Annotated in this window: 14 protein-coding genes, 1 tRNA gene and 1 pseudogene; 4 read left to right on the forward strand and 12 right to left on the reverse strand. The window is 65.2% G+C overall.

Features of this window, described 5'->3' with window-relative positions; all coding sequences use genetic code 11:
* Window positions 1–84: 84 nt before the first annotated feature.
* Entirely contained in the window at window positions 85–927 is an 843-nt protein-coding gene (locus QWJ38_RS00440; protein ID WP_290357063.1) for an LOTUS domain-containing protein, read from the reverse strand.
* 169 nt (window positions 928–1,096) lie between these two features.
* Between QWJ38_RS00440 and QWJ38_RS00445 the strand changes: the two genes are divergently transcribed.
* Together QWJ38_RS00445 and QWJ38_RS00450 are read left to right on the forward strand one after the other, a co-directional pair.
* Entirely contained in the window at window positions 1,097–1,306 is a 210-nt protein-coding gene (locus QWJ38_RS00445) for a helix-turn-helix transcriptional regulator (RefSeq protein ID WP_290357064.1), read from the forward strand.
* A gap of 118 nt (window positions 1,307–1,424) precedes the next feature.
* Complete coding sequence (locus tag QWJ38_RS00450) at window positions 1,425–2,555, forward strand: helix-turn-helix domain-containing protein (RefSeq protein ID WP_290357065.1); 1,131 nt, start codon at window positions 1,425–1,427, stop codon at window positions 2,553–2,555.
* Here QWJ38_RS00450 and QWJ38_RS00455 read toward each other — a convergent pair.
* The 8 genes from QWJ38_RS00455 to rsmB all read right to left on the reverse strand — a co-directional run bounded on the left by QWJ38_RS00455 (window position 2,546) and on the right by rsmB (window position 11,832).
* Window positions 2,546–3,169, reverse strand: a complete 624-nt coding sequence (locus QWJ38_RS00455) for a hypothetical protein (RefSeq protein WP_290357066.1) — start codon at window positions 3,167–3,169, stop codon at window positions 2,546–2,548. The two genes, QWJ38_RS00450 and QWJ38_RS00455, sit on opposite strands and share 10 nt — an antisense overlap.
* Window positions 3,170–3,397: 228 nt before the next feature.
* Window positions 3,398–4,882: a hypothetical protein gene (locus QWJ38_RS00460; RefSeq protein ID WP_290357067.1), complete on the reverse strand. Its 1,485-nt coding sequence runs from the start codon at window positions 4,880–4,882 to the stop codon at window positions 3,398–3,400.
* A gap of 142 nt (window positions 4,883–5,024) precedes the next feature.
* Window positions 5,025–6,359 (reverse strand): tyrosine-type recombinase/integrase, encoded by a 1,335-nt coding sequence (locus QWJ38_RS00465; RefSeq protein WP_290357068.1) that lies wholly within the window; start codon window positions 6,357–6,359, stop codon window positions 5,025–5,027.
* A 388-nt stretch (window positions 6,360–6,747) separates the two neighbouring features.
* A tRNA-Phe gene (locus QWJ38_RS00470) sits at window positions 6,748–6,823 on the reverse strand.
* A gap of 52 nt (window positions 6,824–6,875) precedes the next feature.
* Window positions 6,876–7,568 (reverse strand): response regulator, encoded by a 693-nt coding sequence (locus QWJ38_RS00475; protein ID WP_290357069.1) that lies wholly within the window; start codon window positions 7,566–7,568, stop codon window positions 6,876–6,878.
* Between the two features lie 21 nt (window positions 7,569–7,589).
* Window positions 7,590–9,833 carry a sensor histidine kinase gene (locus QWJ38_RS00480; protein ID WP_290357070.1) on the reverse strand — a complete coding sequence of 748 codons (2,244 nt, stop codon included), beginning with the start codon at window positions 9,831–9,833 and terminating at the stop codon, window positions 7,590–7,592.
* Complete coding sequence (locus QWJ38_RS00485; RefSeq protein WP_290357071.1) at window positions 9,830–10,462, reverse strand: DUF4390 domain-containing protein; 633 nt, start codon at window positions 10,460–10,462, stop codon at window positions 9,830–9,832. Before QWJ38_RS00485 ends, QWJ38_RS00480 begins: the two co-directional genes overlap by 4 nt.
* Window positions 10,459–11,832 carry a 16S rRNA (cytosine(967)-C(5))-methyltransferase RsmB gene (rsmB, locus tag QWJ38_RS00490; RefSeq protein ID WP_290357072.1) on the reverse strand — a complete coding sequence of 458 codons (1,374 nt, stop codon included), beginning with the start codon at window positions 11,830–11,832 and terminating at the stop codon, window positions 10,459–10,461. Before rsmB ends, QWJ38_RS00485 begins: the two co-directional genes overlap by 4 nt.
* A 77-nt stretch (window positions 11,833–11,909) precedes the next feature.
* Here rsmB and folE point away from each other — a divergent pair, with 77 nt between their 5' ends.
* Window positions 11,910–12,608, forward strand: a complete 699-nt coding sequence (gene folE, locus QWJ38_RS00495; RefSeq protein WP_341850469.1) for a GTP cyclohydrolase I — start codon at window positions 11,910–11,912, stop codon at window positions 12,606–12,608.
* A 16-nt stretch (window positions 12,609–12,624) separates the two neighbouring features.
* Window positions 12,625–13,047, forward strand: coding sequence for a BLUF domain-containing protein (locus tag QWJ38_RS00500; protein WP_290357074.1), 423 nt, complete (start codon window positions 12,625–12,627; stop codon window positions 13,045–13,047).
* Here QWJ38_RS00500 and QWJ38_RS24045 read toward each other — a convergent pair.
* From QWJ38_RS24045 to QWJ38_RS24055, 3 genes and pseudogenes are all read right to left on the reverse strand, one after another.
* Window positions 13,019–13,435 carry a tyrosine-type recombinase/integrase gene (locus QWJ38_RS24045; RefSeq protein ID WP_434063943.1) on the reverse strand — a complete coding sequence of 139 codons (417 nt, stop codon included), beginning with the start codon at window positions 13,433–13,435 and terminating at the stop codon, window positions 13,019–13,021. The two genes, QWJ38_RS00500 and QWJ38_RS24045, sit on opposite strands and share 29 nt — an antisense overlap.
* 164 nt (window positions 13,436–13,599) lie before the next feature.
* Window positions 13,600–13,959 (reverse strand): annotated as a pseudogene (locus QWJ38_RS24050) (tyrosine-type recombinase/integrase); the annotation flags it as partial.
* A 60-nt stretch (window positions 13,960–14,019) separates the two neighbouring features.
* Entirely contained in the window at window positions 14,020–14,169 is a 150-nt protein-coding gene (locus QWJ38_RS24055; protein ID WP_434063927.1) for a hypothetical protein, read from the reverse strand.
* Window positions 14,170–14,270 lie beyond the last annotated feature (101 nt).

Genomic DNA, 14,270 nt, shown 5'->3' on the forward strand with positions numbered 1-14,270 from the left:
CGTAGGCCCATCCAGGGGTCATTCATCGGGACACAGCATTCGCTGTGTCCCGTTTTCCTGCACGCCAGGTCGCTGCGCGCCGCCCTATGCTCGTTCCCGATACCAAGCGACCTTCGCGGCATCCGGCTCGCGCGTGTAGCGCAAATCAAAGAGCTTCGACGCATCGAGCACATGCGGCCAAGAGCGGCAACCGTACCGTTCCGGCGTCTGCAAAGGATGTTCTCGCGCTGCGAACTGGATGGCGGACTCCAATGGAGTCCATCCGTCCGCCTGCAGCCCCCTGGCGGCTTCCCTAAGGCATGCGACGATTCCCGACGCCGCCCATAGAACTTGGCCGTCCGGCGCGATGCCGTTGACGAGGAGCTCGAGAAACTCGGGGGCGCTGAACTCGCGTGCGGCACATTGCTTCGCATGGTCCAAGCCGTCCGCCCAAGTCCGAAGCTGTCCCACGTGTTCGTCGATACGCATATACGCATCAGATAGGTAGTCCACGGCGGCAAGGCACCCTGGCGCCGTCCAGACATCGAAGAGTTCAAGGAAGTGGTGGACCAGGGTGTTTCGCAGGTCGACCAGGTCTTTGACGCCCTGCTTGGCTTTGTCGTAGTCCGCTTGAGGCATCTGGAGTCGAACCACCGCCCTGAACCGAATCTCCGTCTCTGATGCAAGCGTTGCGTCTGCATCGTCGCTATCGCTGAAGCCGTCTGGGACGATGACGCTCTTGAACAAGCGCTCTGCCACCTTGCCGAGGTTCGTCGTCGAGAGCTCCGCCGAGCGACGAGCGGGCGCAGCGGCAATGGTAGATAGCGTCCCACCGATGTCGTGCATGGCCACGACCGCCTTCATCAGTGCCTCGTACTGCTGCAGGCGAAGCATGCAGCGGCCCAGAAGCCGCTGCACCTCGTGTTGCTTGTCTTCGGTTTCCCTCACGTTAGCCTCCCTCTTGCTTCTCCGGCGAGCTTACGGAATGGTAGACCGCGCTCCGGACAGAACTTCGACCCAAAAATCGTGATGCAAGTCACGCAATTCCTAGAGTTCTCAAGAGGAATAAAGACCATCGCCTAGACGGAAGACATAGGTCAACCACCCTGGAGTCGCAATGTCTCTCCCGTCCGCCACACTCACGCTGAAGAAATCTGATGTCTGCGAGCGTCTCAAAATCTCCGCCCGCACCCTCGAAGGCCTGGTCAAGGAAGGCGCCTTCCCGCCCGCTGTCCGCATGGGCAAACACATCTACTGGAGCGAGAAATGTGTCTCCGACTTCGTCATCCGGATGTTCGCCGCGCAGAACGCCTGGCGGCCCATCTGAGCCTCGCTTGACGTAAGGGCGACGCCGAGCGTCGCACTCTCGATTGCCCCCTTGTAAACCTCCCCCTTCGCCCTCAAACTTGACCTAACTTGACCAGTCCGTTAAACTCCAACATCCCATGCTGAACGTAGAACTCATCAAGTCGGCGATGACCCGACTGGGGCTCACCGGCACAGCTCTCGCTGAGGCGTGTGATGTCAGCAAGGAAGCCGTCTCCAACTGGCTGAACGGCGAGTCCATCCCGCGCCCCAGCAAGCTCACATCTCTTGCAACCGCCCTCAGCGTGGCGGTTGGGGACTTGTTCGTCGCGGACCCCTCGGAGCCCCCGACGCCGGTCATCGCATTTCGCACGCGCATGAACCGGGCCCCGTCGCTGGAGGCCCAGGAGGCCGGCGAAGAGGTCGGTCGCCATCTCCGCCAACTGCTTCCCTTCATGGGGTCGCTGTTCGCTCCGCGTCACATCGTTGACCCAAAGGTTGACGAAGGGCTCATCGAGGAAGCCGCCAAGGCCATTCGTGCGCAGCTTAATCTCGGACCGACCGAGGCAGTGACCCATGGCCACTTGCTGCAGTTGCTGAAGAGCTTCGGCGCGGTGCTCGTGCCGGTCTACTGGGGCGGCGACAAGGTCGGCCACGAGAACGCGATGAGCGTCTACCTGCCAGACTCCAAGTCATCGTGGGTGCTGTTCAACGTCGGCTGTCGACTAGACGATTTCAGCTACTGGCTTGCGCATGAGTTCGGCCACTGCCTGACGCTCCACACCCTGACCGGGGACGCCGGCGAGAAGTTTGCTGAGCTGTTTGCCCAGACGCTGTTGTTCCCCAAGGAGCTGGCGAAGAAGGCGCTCGCAGACATCCGTGCTTCGAAGAATCCAATGAAGCTCGTGTACTGGTACGCCGGTACTTACGGCGTCTCCGTTGTGGCTGTAGTCAAGGCAGCTGACCGGGCTGCGCGCGAAGCGAAGGAACCAGTGACGGGTCTTGAGACTCCCGGCTTCTTCGCGCAATGGAAGCTCGACGGCAAGACGGCTCGCACCGCCAGCGACGAACTCTTCGGGATGGCAAAGCCCACCGCCAAGGAGCTCGTTGTCAAGGGAGAGCAGGTGTTTGGCACGCCAGTGTTCCGTGCGCTCGCGCGTTGGCAGCGCAGCGAAGGTGGTCGCTCGCCTTCATTCGTCTCCGCTGCGCTGAATCTCAAGCTCGGCGACGCCATGGAGCTTTCGCGCGCGTTGGAAGAGCTTCAGGACTGACCGTCCGGTGGCTCTTCCCCAAAGAGCGCCTTGTACTGCTCGACCCATCGCTGAGGGAGCTTTTCCCCGTTCTTGACCCAGTCCGTCACGGTCTCGATGCGCTGCTCACGCGTAATCTTGCCGTCCATCTCCATCAGGTGCACGACGGCAACGCTCGTCAGCACCGTCTGCACTTCCGATGCGCGGTCCGCCACGAACGCCAGAGGCCACTCATCCGTCGCCAGATGACCTTTGACCACCTGTGCAGCAGCAAGCGCCTTTGCATCCGCCACTGACAATTCACGCACCTTGTCCAGCTGCTGGTCAACGCAGTACTTGCGCAGCAACGAGTTGCCTTCTGTGCGCAGCCACTTGGCTTCACCCAACATCGCCGACTTCTTCGGTTCGCGCAGCTTCAAGCAGTTGCCTGCAAGCTCCTTCTGAACGGCTTTTTCGAGCAGCCAAGGATGGCGCTCGACCACTTCGGTACCCGGACCCACTTCGTCCGCCAATTCCGCGAGCGTCACCAACCTGTAGCCAGCGAAGGTCGAGCCGAGAACAGGCCTCAGCGGCGAGAACAGCAGTCGGATGAAGCAGTTGGTGTCGACGACAAGCAGAGTCGGCGGTGAGGGCATAACCAAATTATCGCGTCGAAGATGGCAACGCCACGCGTAGGTGACTGCCAAATGCCAGCGCCCCCTCAACAGGAGGCCGACTCAATGGAACACGGATGAGCATCGCCTCCTACGCCGCTGGACGCAGAAGAGCTGCTAGATGGCTTAAGGCGCTCCTCGCAACCCGCACTCGTCGAAGCTGGCTACCTGGCAGGGTGGCGCCGACGCCATCTCGTCTAGGCCGAGCACTCAATCCGCTTCTCGACCTTCGCGCAACTGGTTCGTGGGTGCTGAAAGCAAAAGGCCACCACTTGTGAAGACGAACTCGCTGTTATTCCTCAAAACTGTTTGCACCTGCTCTGCAGCAGGACGCTCAATTGACATCAACTCGCCCGCCAGTCGCTCGAGTTGAAGTTCCCTGGAGCATCGCAGCATGAAATCTTGTTCGAAGACATGAGGTGCCAACTTGTCCAGCACGTCGGTGAATCCTGCGCTCCAGTCGGCCACATCGGCATCCGCACCAGCTCCGAGCATCAACTCCGCTCTCACGGCTCCAGTGAAGCTGTCCACCAGCAAGGAGAGACCGAGCTTGTTACGCAATTCCTGCACTGCAAAGAACACTGCCAGCCGCCGCCGAACCTCGTCCTCGTGCTGTGCATACCGGCTTGGCACGGCAATGCGTAGCCCCCCGAAAACCGTACTCGTGGCTCGTTGCCAGTCACCGCCCAAGTTCAGGGCACTTTCCTCCGAGCCACCGTCAGAGAGCGCTTGAAACTGCTCAAGCGCCTCCAGCATCACGAGCAGTCGACACACTCCCTCGACGAGGATGAGCGGCTTGTCGTCCTGGACACCCTCCTCAGTCACTGTCGGCCCATCTCCTGGCGGGTCAACCGCCATCACGCGCAGCATCCGTCCTGGGTCCGCGCTTGTGTGCACACAGACGCAAGTCACGGCGTTCTGCGGGGTCTGCCCTGCCCATCCGATTTTCGGCACGTACGCCAACTGAACGAGGCCTTCGCAAAGCCGCTCCCATCGACCGTCAACGTGGCCCCCCTTGCTCTCGAATACGTGCCACTTGCCGCTCTTGCTTTCGACCAAGTAGTCGGGGACCTTCTTCGAACCCGACTTGAACGCAATCGCGGCGGGTGCGCCGGCTATTCCCTTCGTGAAGATGCCCACGTGCAGGAACGACCGTATAGGGTCGCCCCCAGCAGCCAACCACTTCTGAGCAGCAATGAAAGCGCCCATGCCACCGAGCACGAATGAGAGAGCCGTCTTTTCCGACGCCTCCACTCGTTCGAAGAACGACTGCAGTTCGTAGGCGTTGTTCTTGTCCAGCTCGACGCATCCGGCGACCATCCGAAGGCGCTGAACCAGATAGTTGGCAATGCTTGCCGTCTCGGCCTTGTTGAGAACAAGCGCGGAGCTCCAGTTGCTCTGTCGTCCGTACCCGCCTTCAAGAGCAGCCCTAACCAAGTCCAGTTTCCGGAGAACGCAGTGCTTGTCGAGGTTGCCCGCTGACCCGAAATTTGCCTTCGACGTCGGGCTGAACTTCGTCTTGATGAAAGCCGCAGGCGTCACGTAGATGCCCTTGCCTGCAGCCGCTTCCTCCTTGGTTACGGGTATCGGCTTCGGAGGCGCGCCGTCTGCGGGCGAATCCGGCGGATTGGGGATGTAGTAGACGAACTCATTCCCCTGTGGCGGTGTGGGCGCCACGGTCTTTTTGGTTGCCACGATATGTTCTCCCTGCTCTTTGACGAACAGGATATCGGCTTAGGCGGGGGCCGGACGGCCGCGCTTTCACTGATGCGACGTCCGGGCCATTTGAGACGTTTCGACGTGTCGGAATGCCTGGCGTCGCTCGCCAGGCGCTACTTCACGCTTTTCGACGCTGCCCAAAATCCAACTGCACGACGTTGGCCGGCAATGGGCCGTCAACGGCAGCGGCAGCACTCGTCTGCTCCGCCTGTTTCTGTTTCGCGGCCTGTGCTTCCCCAAACTTCACGACGTCGTCCGCCTTCACGTTCACATAGCGCTGCACCATCTTGTCGTCCTTGTGTCCCGTGAGAGCTTTCACCAAGAATACGTTGCCCGACTCCAGGGCCAAGCGGGTTGCCGCGGTGTGCCGGAGGTCGTGCACCCTCAGGTCGTCAATACCGGCGCGCGTACAGGCGCGCTGCCAAGCCGCCTTGAGCGCCTCATAGCTCACACACACGAGCTTGTCGTCAGGCTCGCATGGGCCAAGCGCCTGAAGCTCCTTCAGCGCTTCCAGCGCCTCGGGCAACAAGGGCACATCACGCTTGCCGGTCTTGCCGTCCGTGAGCGTGAGCACTTTGCGCTGCCAGTCCACGTCGCGCCAACGCGCATGTTCCAGCGGCTCGGATGCACGCATGGCGGTCGCCCTCAGCAGCGCAAGCGTCGGCCCGACCAGCTTGTTACGGCAGTCCTGGATAGCCTCATCCAACCGCTGCTGCTCCTCCATCGACATGACCCGGTCACGCTCGTTTCTGAGCTCGGGCATCCGAAGTCCCGTCGCAGGGTTCTCACTCGGCTCATTCCAGTTCCACACCTCGTTCGCGTAGTAGAACAGGGTGCGGACGAAGGCGCGTTCGAGATGGGTCGTCGAAGCGCTACGCGCGTCCGCCCGCAGCGCATCGACAAGGTCCTGCATGTGATGCCTGCGCACATCGGCCATCGGCATCCGCGCGATAAGCGCGCGCTGCGTGTCACTCTTGGCTGTGGCGCAGGCCAGCTTCCCGCGATGTTTGCCGAGGCCCTTGGGAATGTCGCGCTGTGGCAGCGCAGGCTCGAGTTCGACCAGGAACAAGGGGCCCTTGCCCTCTCCGTCCGTGGCGGGCACGACATCCTGGACCTTTCCGGCGGCTACAGCGTCGGCCCACTTGGTGACCTTCAGCGTGTCCAATCCCAGGGCGCGCAGGTACTTGTTGATGCGATTGGCCTCCTGGACGGCTCCTTTCATGAAGCGCAGGCGCGCCATACCGTAGTCTTGGGCGGCCTGAGCGACTGTCGTGCGTTGTGGGCCGAGGCCTTTGGGTGCGCCACGGGTCTTGAGTGGATGCACAAGCTTGTCCATCTCCTTCTTGGCGGCGGCAGAGGTCTTCTCGCCCGAGACAAACAACTCCTGGCCGAGGATGCGACGACGCATCGACCAAGTCTTCCCTTCCTTATACGGCTTGGCTTCAGCGGCCATGGCGGGCCTCCGTACCGGTCAGGAGGGAGAAACCCACCGACGTCAGGGCGACGCCTTGGGACTGGGGAAAACTCAAAAACCTCATCGTGTAACTCCGAATCATCTAGGAGCTACGTGTAGGAATCGGGTGTTTAGCCTTTTGCAAGCCACTCACGCCTGCGTGAACTGCTTCACGTTCTGAGGCTGCAGGCGCCGTCACCGTGACCGCGACGCCGCTGCGCGGCGCAGCGAACTGGACCGCAATGCAGCGCAGCGAACGACGCTGACCCGCATTGAAATCCCGTTGGACTGCCAGACCATTGCCAGAAACAGGCGTCTTAAACGCAAAACGGCGACCCCTCCCGAGGCCGCCGTCTTGGTAAGTCCTTGATTCACAAGGACTGCTATCTGGTGGCCTGGGGCGGAATCGAACCACCGACACGCGGATTTTCAATCCGCTGCTCTACCAACTGAGCTACCAGGCCTTTTGATCCTTCGCCGTGAAGCGAAGACCGCGACTATAGCATAGTTTTTCGGCTAGATGCCATTGCCGCGCTTGTTGCGGCTCAGGTCGACGCCGAGCTGCTTGAGCTTGCGGTACAGGTGCGTGCGCTCGAGGCCGGTCTTTTCGGCGACGCGGGTCATCGAACCGTTTTCCTTGGCCAGGTGGAATTCGAAGTAGCTCTTCTCGAAGGCGTCGCGCGCCTCGCGCAACGGTCGGTCGAGTTCGAAGCTCTGCTCGGAGGCCAGGCCCACCGTCGGCAGCGTCACCTGCGGCACGACGCCGAGGCTGGGCGCCGGGTGCAGCGGGCTCAGCTCGCCGCGCGCATAGCTGGGCAGGCCGACGACCGGCGCCGGCCGGGGTGCGGTCTTGACCAGCGCCTGCTCGACCGCGCGCAGCAGCTTCTGCAGGGTGATCGGCTTTTCGAGGAAGGCGATGGCGCCGAACTTGGTCGCCTCGACGGCCGTGTCTATCGTGCCGTGGCCGCTCATCATGATGACCGGCATGGTCAGGTGGCCGGCGCCGCCCCACTCCTTCAGCAAGGTGATGCCGTCGACGTCGGGCATCCAGATGTCGAGCAGCACCAGGTCCGGTCGAAGGCGGTCGCGGACCGCGCGCGCCTGGGCCGCGTTCTCGGCGAGTTCGACCGTATGACCCTCGTCGGTGAGGATTTCGGACAACAGGGCACGGATGCCCAGTTCGTCGTCGACTACAAGAATGGTTGCCATGAGTACCTGTTTACGCGGGCTTCAGCTGTGAGCCCGTTCCGTCGCTGCAGTCGCGAGTTTTGAAAATGATAACGAAACTTGCGCACCTATTACCGGCTGGGCCTCGTCCGCACCCAAATGAAGGTTGGCCACGCGGATGCGCGCGCCATGTTCATCGGCAATTTTCTTGACCACCGCCAGGCCCAGGCCGGTGCCCTTGCTCTTGGTCGTGACATAAGGCTCGAAAGCGCGCTTCAGCACCTTCTCGGCGAAGCCCGGGCCATTGTCGATCACCTGCAGGCGCAGCGAACGCGGCTCGCCGCTTTCGCTCAAGCCCTGCTGCGTGCGCACCGTCACCAGGCCGTCGGCGCGCTCGTGCACGGCGTCCAGCGCGTTCTGCACCAGGTTGTGGATGACCTGGCGCAGCTGGCTGGCGTCTCCCCTGATCAGCGGCGGCTGGGCGGCAAGCTCGGCACGCAGCCGGCCCTTCTCCTGCGCCTCGGCATACAGGGTCAGCACCTCGACGACCAGGGCGTTCAGGTCCAGCGGCTTCAGATTGGCCGAGGGCAGCCGCGCATAGTCGCGGAACTCGTTGACCAGCTGCTTCATCGCCTGCACCTGGTTGACGATGGTGCCGACCGAGCGCACCAGCATCGCCTGGTCGGGGCCCTCCAGCTTGGGCTCCAGCTTCAGCTGCAGGCGCTCGGCCGAGAGCTGGATCGGCGTCAGCGGGTTCTTGATCTCGTGCGCCAGCCGCCGCGCGACCTCGCTCCAGGCGGCGGAGCGCTGCGCCGAGACGACTTCGGAGATGTCGTCGAAGACCATCAGCCGGGCATCGTGCGGCAGCTGCGCGCCGCGCACCAGCAGGGTCAGTTGGTCCTGCTCGGCATTCAGCTGCAGCTCGAAGGAATCCTGCCAATGGTCGCGCTCGCCGAGCTCGGGGCTGTACTGGTCGAAGCGCTGGGCGACCGCCTGCGCGAAGTCCTGCAGCTGCGGCACCTCCTCGAGCTGGCGGCCGCGGTAGGCGCTCAGCGGCAGGCGCAGGATGCGCGTCGCGCCGGGATTGACGGTGTCGATGCGGCCGGCGGCATCGAACACGATCACCCCGGCGGTCAGGTTGTCGAGGATGGTCTGCAGATTGGTGCGCGCGCTCTCCAGCTGGGCGACGCTCTTCTCGACCATCTCGCGCGCCTCGGCCAGCTGGCCGGTCATGTCGGCGAAGGAACGGGTCAGGCCGCCCAGCTCGTCCTTCGATTCGATCACCGGCTTGGCCGACAGATCGCCCTTGGCGACCTGGCGCACGCCATCGGCCAGCAGTAAGAGCGGCCGCGCCAGCTGGTTGCCCAGGGTCACGGCCAGCAAGAGCGCCGCGAACACCGCCAGGATCAGCACCAGGGTCAGCGTGCCCAGGTACATGCGGCGCAGGCCGTCGCGCTCCAGCGCGCGCTGCTGGTATTCGCTGCTGGCCGTCTGCACGGCCAGCGCGTTGGTCAGCACGGTGCTCGGGATGCGCTGCACGACCATCAGATAGCGCTCGCCGCTGCCAAGCCGCATCTCGCTGCTGGGCAGCAGGGCCAGCGCGCGGATGCGCGCCAGACCCTGCATGGCGGCCGCCTCGTCGTCCAGACCCTCCAGCTGGCTGGCGATTGCGGCATTGCGCGCCTGGCGCAGCATCGACGGCGTCGGTCGGTCCGGCGTCAGCGCGCCGGTGTCGCCGCCGCTGGCCAGCAGGATCTGGCCATTGCCGCCGACCAGGGCCACCGTGCGCGCGCCAAGCTGGTCGCGCAGGCGCTCCAGGCTCAGCAGTTGCGGCAGGCTGTTGCCTTCGGACATGCGCTCGGCCGCATCGCGGGTCTTGGCCGACAGATCGGCGACCAGGCCGTCCAGCGTGCCGCGGCCGAGGTTCAGGCCGGCCTCCAGCGCGCTGGCCAGGCGCACGTCGAACCAGCTCTCGATGCTGCGATTGACGAACTGGTAGGACACCGTATAGATCAGCAGACCCGGCACGACGCCGACCAGGGCGAAGATGCCGGCCAGCTTCAGCAGCAGCCGGCTGCCGAAGCGGGCAGCCCGCACGCGCACGATCAGCCGCACCGCCGCCACGGCGATGACGATCACCAGCACCGCGGCAACCAGCGCATTGAGCCAGAACAGCCAGACGTAATGCCGCTCGAAGAAGCCGCGCTGGGCGGTTGCGCCGATCGACAGGAGGAAGGCCAGCACGCCGCAAACGCCGGTCACGGTCAACAGCGAGATGACCCAGGCCCACCGCGTCCACTTGCTCATGGGCTGGCCGGAATGCGCAGGCTGAAGTCGGGGTTCAGGCTCAGGCTGCGCTCGAGGCTCAGGCCCCAGCCCTGCGGCGAACCGAGGCCGATCTGCATCGGACGCGGCAGCTGGCTGGTATCGAGCCGGTAGCTGAACTCGATGTAGTAGCGGCCCTCGTCCTCGAGTTCCTTGGCCTCGGCGATGCGCCAGCCGGAGACGCCGCGCAGAAAGGCCAGCGCCTCGCCCAGCGCCGTAAAGCTCTGGTGCAGGCCGCCGGTGCTGACCCGGTACTGCCGCGTCAGCGGCTGCCAGGTCAGGCGCCAGCTGCGCTGGGCGCGGGCGACGCGGGCATCGCGCCAGTACCAGCGGTTGCGCAGCACCGTCACCTCGGCGACGAAGTAGATGGGCACGCCCTTCAAGAGCGCGTCCTCGGCCGCATGCGGCAGTTCGAAGCGGGTGCCGAAGCTGAGCTCCAGCCCCTCCTCCACCCGCTGCGTCGCCAGATGGCTCAGCTCGACGCCATCGGCCAGCGCCGCGCGGCCGAACAGCACCAGCAGCAGCCCCAGCAGCAGCGCGGCGGCCCAGCGCCGCAGCGGCGCGAGCGACGGGTCCGGCTTGGCGGTGAGAGTGGGAGCGGCTGAACTCAAGGGGCTACAGATCTCTCTTCGGGCTGCTTGCTCAGCAGGGCATAGAAGAAGCCGTCGACGCTGGACGGCGCCGCCGGCACCGCCCCGGCCGTGCTCGCCCCATTGTCGGCGAGGGGCAGCAGATGACCGGTGACGCCGTCCACGTCCAGCCTTTCCGCATCGCGATGGCGTTGCAAAAATGCGTCGATTTGGGACAGGCCCTCGGCCTTGAAGATCGAGCAGGTCGCGTAAACCAGGCGGCCGCCCGGCTTCAGCGTCGGCCACAGCGCCTCCAGCAGCTGGGCCTGGATCTGGGCCAGATTGCCGATATCGGCCGGCCGGCGCAGCCAGCGCACATCCGGGTGCCGGCGCACGATGCCGGAGGCGCTGCAGGGCGCGTCGAGCAGGATCGCGTCGAAGGGCCGGCCGTCCCACCAGGCGGCGGTCTCGCGGCCGTCGGCGGCCTGCAGCCGCGCCTGCAGCCTGAGCCGGCCCAGATTGTCCTGTACCCGCGTCAGGCGCTGCGCGTCGGCATCCAGCGCCAGCAGCTCCAGATCCTGCAGCTCCAGCAGATGGGCGGTCTTGCCGCCCGGCGCCGAGCAGGCGTCGAGCACCCGGGCGCCGGCCGGCACGGCGCCATCGCCGAGCAGCAGCGGCGCCGCCAGCTGGGCCGCCACGTCCTGCACCGAGACCTCGCCCTCCGCAAAGCCGGGCAAGGCGCTCACCGGCACCGGCCGCGCCAGCATCACTGCCTGCGGCGCCAGCGGCCCGATCGCGCGCGCGGCGATGCCCAGGCCCGCCAGGCGCTCGACATAGGCTTGCGCCGTGCCGCGCCGCGCATTGACGCGCAGGCTCATCGGCGGATGTTCGTTGTTGGCCAGCAGCACCTGCTGCCACTGCGCCGGCCAATCCTGCCGCACCCGCTCGATCCACCAGGGCGGATGGTTGAAGGCGCCCTGCGGATCGCGGCGCGCGGCGGCGACGAGGGTCTCGCGCTCGCGCAGGAAGCGGCGCAGCACCGCATTGACGAAGCCGGCGCTGGCCGGCGCCCGCTGGCGCGCCGCGCCGACCGCCTGGTCGACCACGGTGTGATCGGCATAGAGCGGCTCGCCACCCGTCGGCCACAGCAGGGCCAGCGCGCTGACCAGCAGGCTGTCCACGCGCGGTGGCGGGCTCTTGGGCGCCAGCTCGGCGCGCGCCGCCTGCGCGCTGCCCAAGAGGCGCAGCACATGAAAGCTCAGTGCCTGCGTGCCGGCGCGCAGATCGGCCGGGCAGCGGGCCAGCACATCGGTCAGCGAACGGCCGTCGCGCACCGCCTGGACGGCATCGGCAACCTGCAGCAGCAGGCGGTTCAGCGGCGCGGCATGGGAGGGAGCGTTGGAGGCAGACACGCGCCCAGTGTAGAGGCTGGCCCTGGAGCCCATCGGGCAACCGAGCCACAATGGCGGCACAACAACCGAGATGCCTGATGAGCAGCAGTGCCCCGCCCGAGAAGATTCCCGTTTCCGAACGCATCCGCTACCGCCTGGTCGGTGCCGAATGCCGCCATCACGCCAACGACAATATCGCCGCCTATATCGAGGACGGCGAGCTGGACGAGTTGCAGGCCGAGGTGCAGGCCAAGATGCAGGAGGTGCTGAAGTCGCTGGTGATCGACACCGAGAGCGATCACAACACGCAGGAGACCGCCAAGCGCGTCGCCAAGATGTTCGTGCGCGAGGTCTTCAAGGGCCGCTACCTGCCGATGCCGGCGGTGACCGAGTTCCCCAATGTCGAGCGGCTCAACGAGCTGATGATCGTCGGCCCGATCACCGTGCGCAGCGCCTGCTCGCACCATCTGTGCCCGATCATGGGCCGGGTCTGGATCGGCCTGCTGCCCAACGAGCATTCGAATCTGATCGGCCTGTCCAAGTACGCGCGCATCTGCGACTGGATCATGAGCCGCCCGCAGATCCAGGAGGAGGCGGTGACCATGCTGGCCAACGAGCTGCAGGAACGCGTCAAGCCCGACGGTCTGGCCATCGTGATGGAGGCCGACCACTTCTGCATGCACTGGCGCGGCGTCAAGGACAGCCAGGCCATGATGACCAATAGCGTGATGCGCGGCGCCTTCCTGAAGGACCCGGACCTGCGGCGCGAGTTCCTTGCGCTGATCAGCAAGAAATGACGACAAGGAGACCGCGATGCTAGTCCGCCTGCTCTACGCCAGCCGCGCCGCCAGCCCGATGGGCGAGCACGAGTTGGCCGCCATCCTCAAGCAATCGCGCGAGCACAACCACGCCGAGGGCGTTACCGGCCTGCTCTGCTACACCGAGGGCATCTTCATCCAGGTGCTCGAGGGCGGCCGCGGCCCGGTCAACGCGCGCTACAAGGCCATCATCGACGACCCGCGCCACCGCGACGTGATCCTGCTCAGCTATGCCGAGATCGCCGAGCGCGACTTTGCCGGCTGGGCCATGGGCCAGGTCAATCTGTCGCGGCTGAACCCGGCCCTGGTGCTGAAATACAGCGAGACCGGCAAGCTCGATCCCTATGCGATGAGCGGCGCGGCGCTGACCGCGCTGTTCCACGAGCTGGTCAGCTCGGGCGCCATCGTCTGCAGCTGAAGGACAAGCCTCTCGCGGGGCACCGCGGCGGTCCGCTCCCTGGGTCGGCGTCTTCCGCCGTTCGGTCGCGGTGAAAGAACTCGCCGCTGTCGACCCATAGCGGATAGAGACGAACGGCAGCGTTCAGGCGTCCTGATTCGGCAGGGCATCCAGCGGGCTGCGCACCGCCTTGGCCGAGCAATTCCTGCACGGTGCGGATGTCGCTGCCCGCCTGAAGCAGATGGGTCGCAAAGCAATGGCGCAGCGTGTGCGACGTGGCCGGCTTGGCGACGCCGGCGGCCTGGACCGCGCGCTTAAACGCCCGCTGGAAGGTCTCATCGTAGAGGTGGTGCCGACGGACGATGCCGCTGCGTGGATCGGTGGAATGATGGTCTTGGGGAAAGCCCAAAACCAGCCCCAGCTCGCGCCGGCTCGCGGATACTTGCGCTCCAGCGCACAGGGCAACTCCACGCCGGCGCAGCCCGACTCCACATCAGCCGCCCAGATCTGGCGCGCACGGCCCAGCTGCTCTCGTAGCGGCAACACCAAGGATTGCGGCAGCATCACCACCCGGTCCTTGCCACCCTTGCCCTGGCGCACATAGATCGCCCGCTGCGCGAAGTCGATGTCCTTGACCCGCAGGCACAGGGCCTCGGTGATGCGCAGTCCAGTGCCGTACAACAGCCGGGCCAGCAGCTGATGCTCGCCCTGCAACCGGGCCAGCACCGACAGAACCTCCTCGACACCGAGCACCACGGGCAAGCGCCGCTTGGGCACTGGACGGCCGATCTCCTCCATCCAGGCAAGCTGCTGGCCCAGCACCCTGCCATAGAGAAACAGGAGTGCCGACAAGGCCTGGCGATGACTGGACAGAGAGAGCTCCCGGTCTGCCGCCAGATAGCTCAGAAAGCCCTCGACCTCCGGGCCACCCATCTCTGCCGGATGGCGCGAACCATGGAAGCGGGTGAAGGCGCGGGACCAGTACAAGTACGCCTATTCGGTGCGCCGGCTGTAGTGCAGCATGCGAATGCGCTCGCGCAACTGGTCGAGCAGCCTAACGGCCCGCAAAGGCGGCAAATTGACCGGCGCAGCGGGCCGGAGCGCTGCACGAGGCAGGACGGGGCGAACGACGGCGGGCAGCATGGCGGCCTCCGCCCGGCGGTGCCGCAAGCACTTGGCTCCGCCCTGGGCCGCCTGTTACTTCGCGGGTCGCCGTGATAGGCCGCGCCGGCCTGCGGTATACA

This window comes from Roseateles violae, from assembly GCF_030410485.1.
In the GTDB taxonomy this organism is placed as follows: Bacteria; Pseudomonadota; Gammaproteobacteria; order Burkholderiales; family Burkholderiaceae_C; genus Roseateles_D; species Roseateles_D violae.

What these genes read in the sequence shown, in the direction of transcription:
- QWJ38_RS00450 (WP_290357065.1), top strand. Translation starts at nt 1,425, where the DNA reads ATGCTGAACGTAGAACTCATCAAGTCGGCGATGACCCGACTGGGGCTC.
- QWJ38_RS00465 (WP_290357068.1), bottom strand. Translation starts at nt 6,359, where the DNA reads ATGGCCGCTGAAGCCAAGCCGTATAAGGAAGGGAAGACTTGGTCGATG.
- QWJ38_RS00445 (WP_290357064.1), top strand. Translation starts at nt 1,097, where the DNA reads ATGTCTCTCCCGTCCGCCACACTCACGCTGAAGAAATCTGATGTCTGC.
- QWJ38_RS00475 (WP_290357069.1), bottom strand. Translation starts at nt 7,568, where the DNA reads ATGGCAACCATTCTTGTAGTCGACGACGAACTGGGCATCCGTGCCCTG.
- folE (WP_341850469.1), top strand. Translation starts at nt 11,910, where the DNA reads ATGAGCAGCAGTGCCCCGCCCGAGAAGATTCCCGTTTCCGAACGCATC.
- QWJ38_RS00455 (WP_290357066.1), bottom strand. Translation starts at nt 3,169, where the DNA reads ATGCCCTCACCGCCGACTCTGCTTGTCGTCGACACCAACTGCTTCATC.
- QWJ38_RS24055 (WP_434063927.1), bottom strand. Translation starts at nt 14,169, where the DNA reads ATGCTGCCCGCCGTCGTTCGCCCCGTCCTGCCTCGTGCAGCGCTCCGG.
- QWJ38_RS00480 (WP_290357070.1), bottom strand. Translation starts at nt 9,833, where the DNA reads ATGAGCAAGTGGACGCGGTGGGCCTGGGTCATCTCGCTGTTGACCGTG.
- QWJ38_RS00500 (WP_290357074.1), top strand. Translation starts at nt 12,625, where the DNA reads ATGCTAGTCCGCCTGCTCTACGCCAGCCGCGCCGCCAGCCCGATGGGC.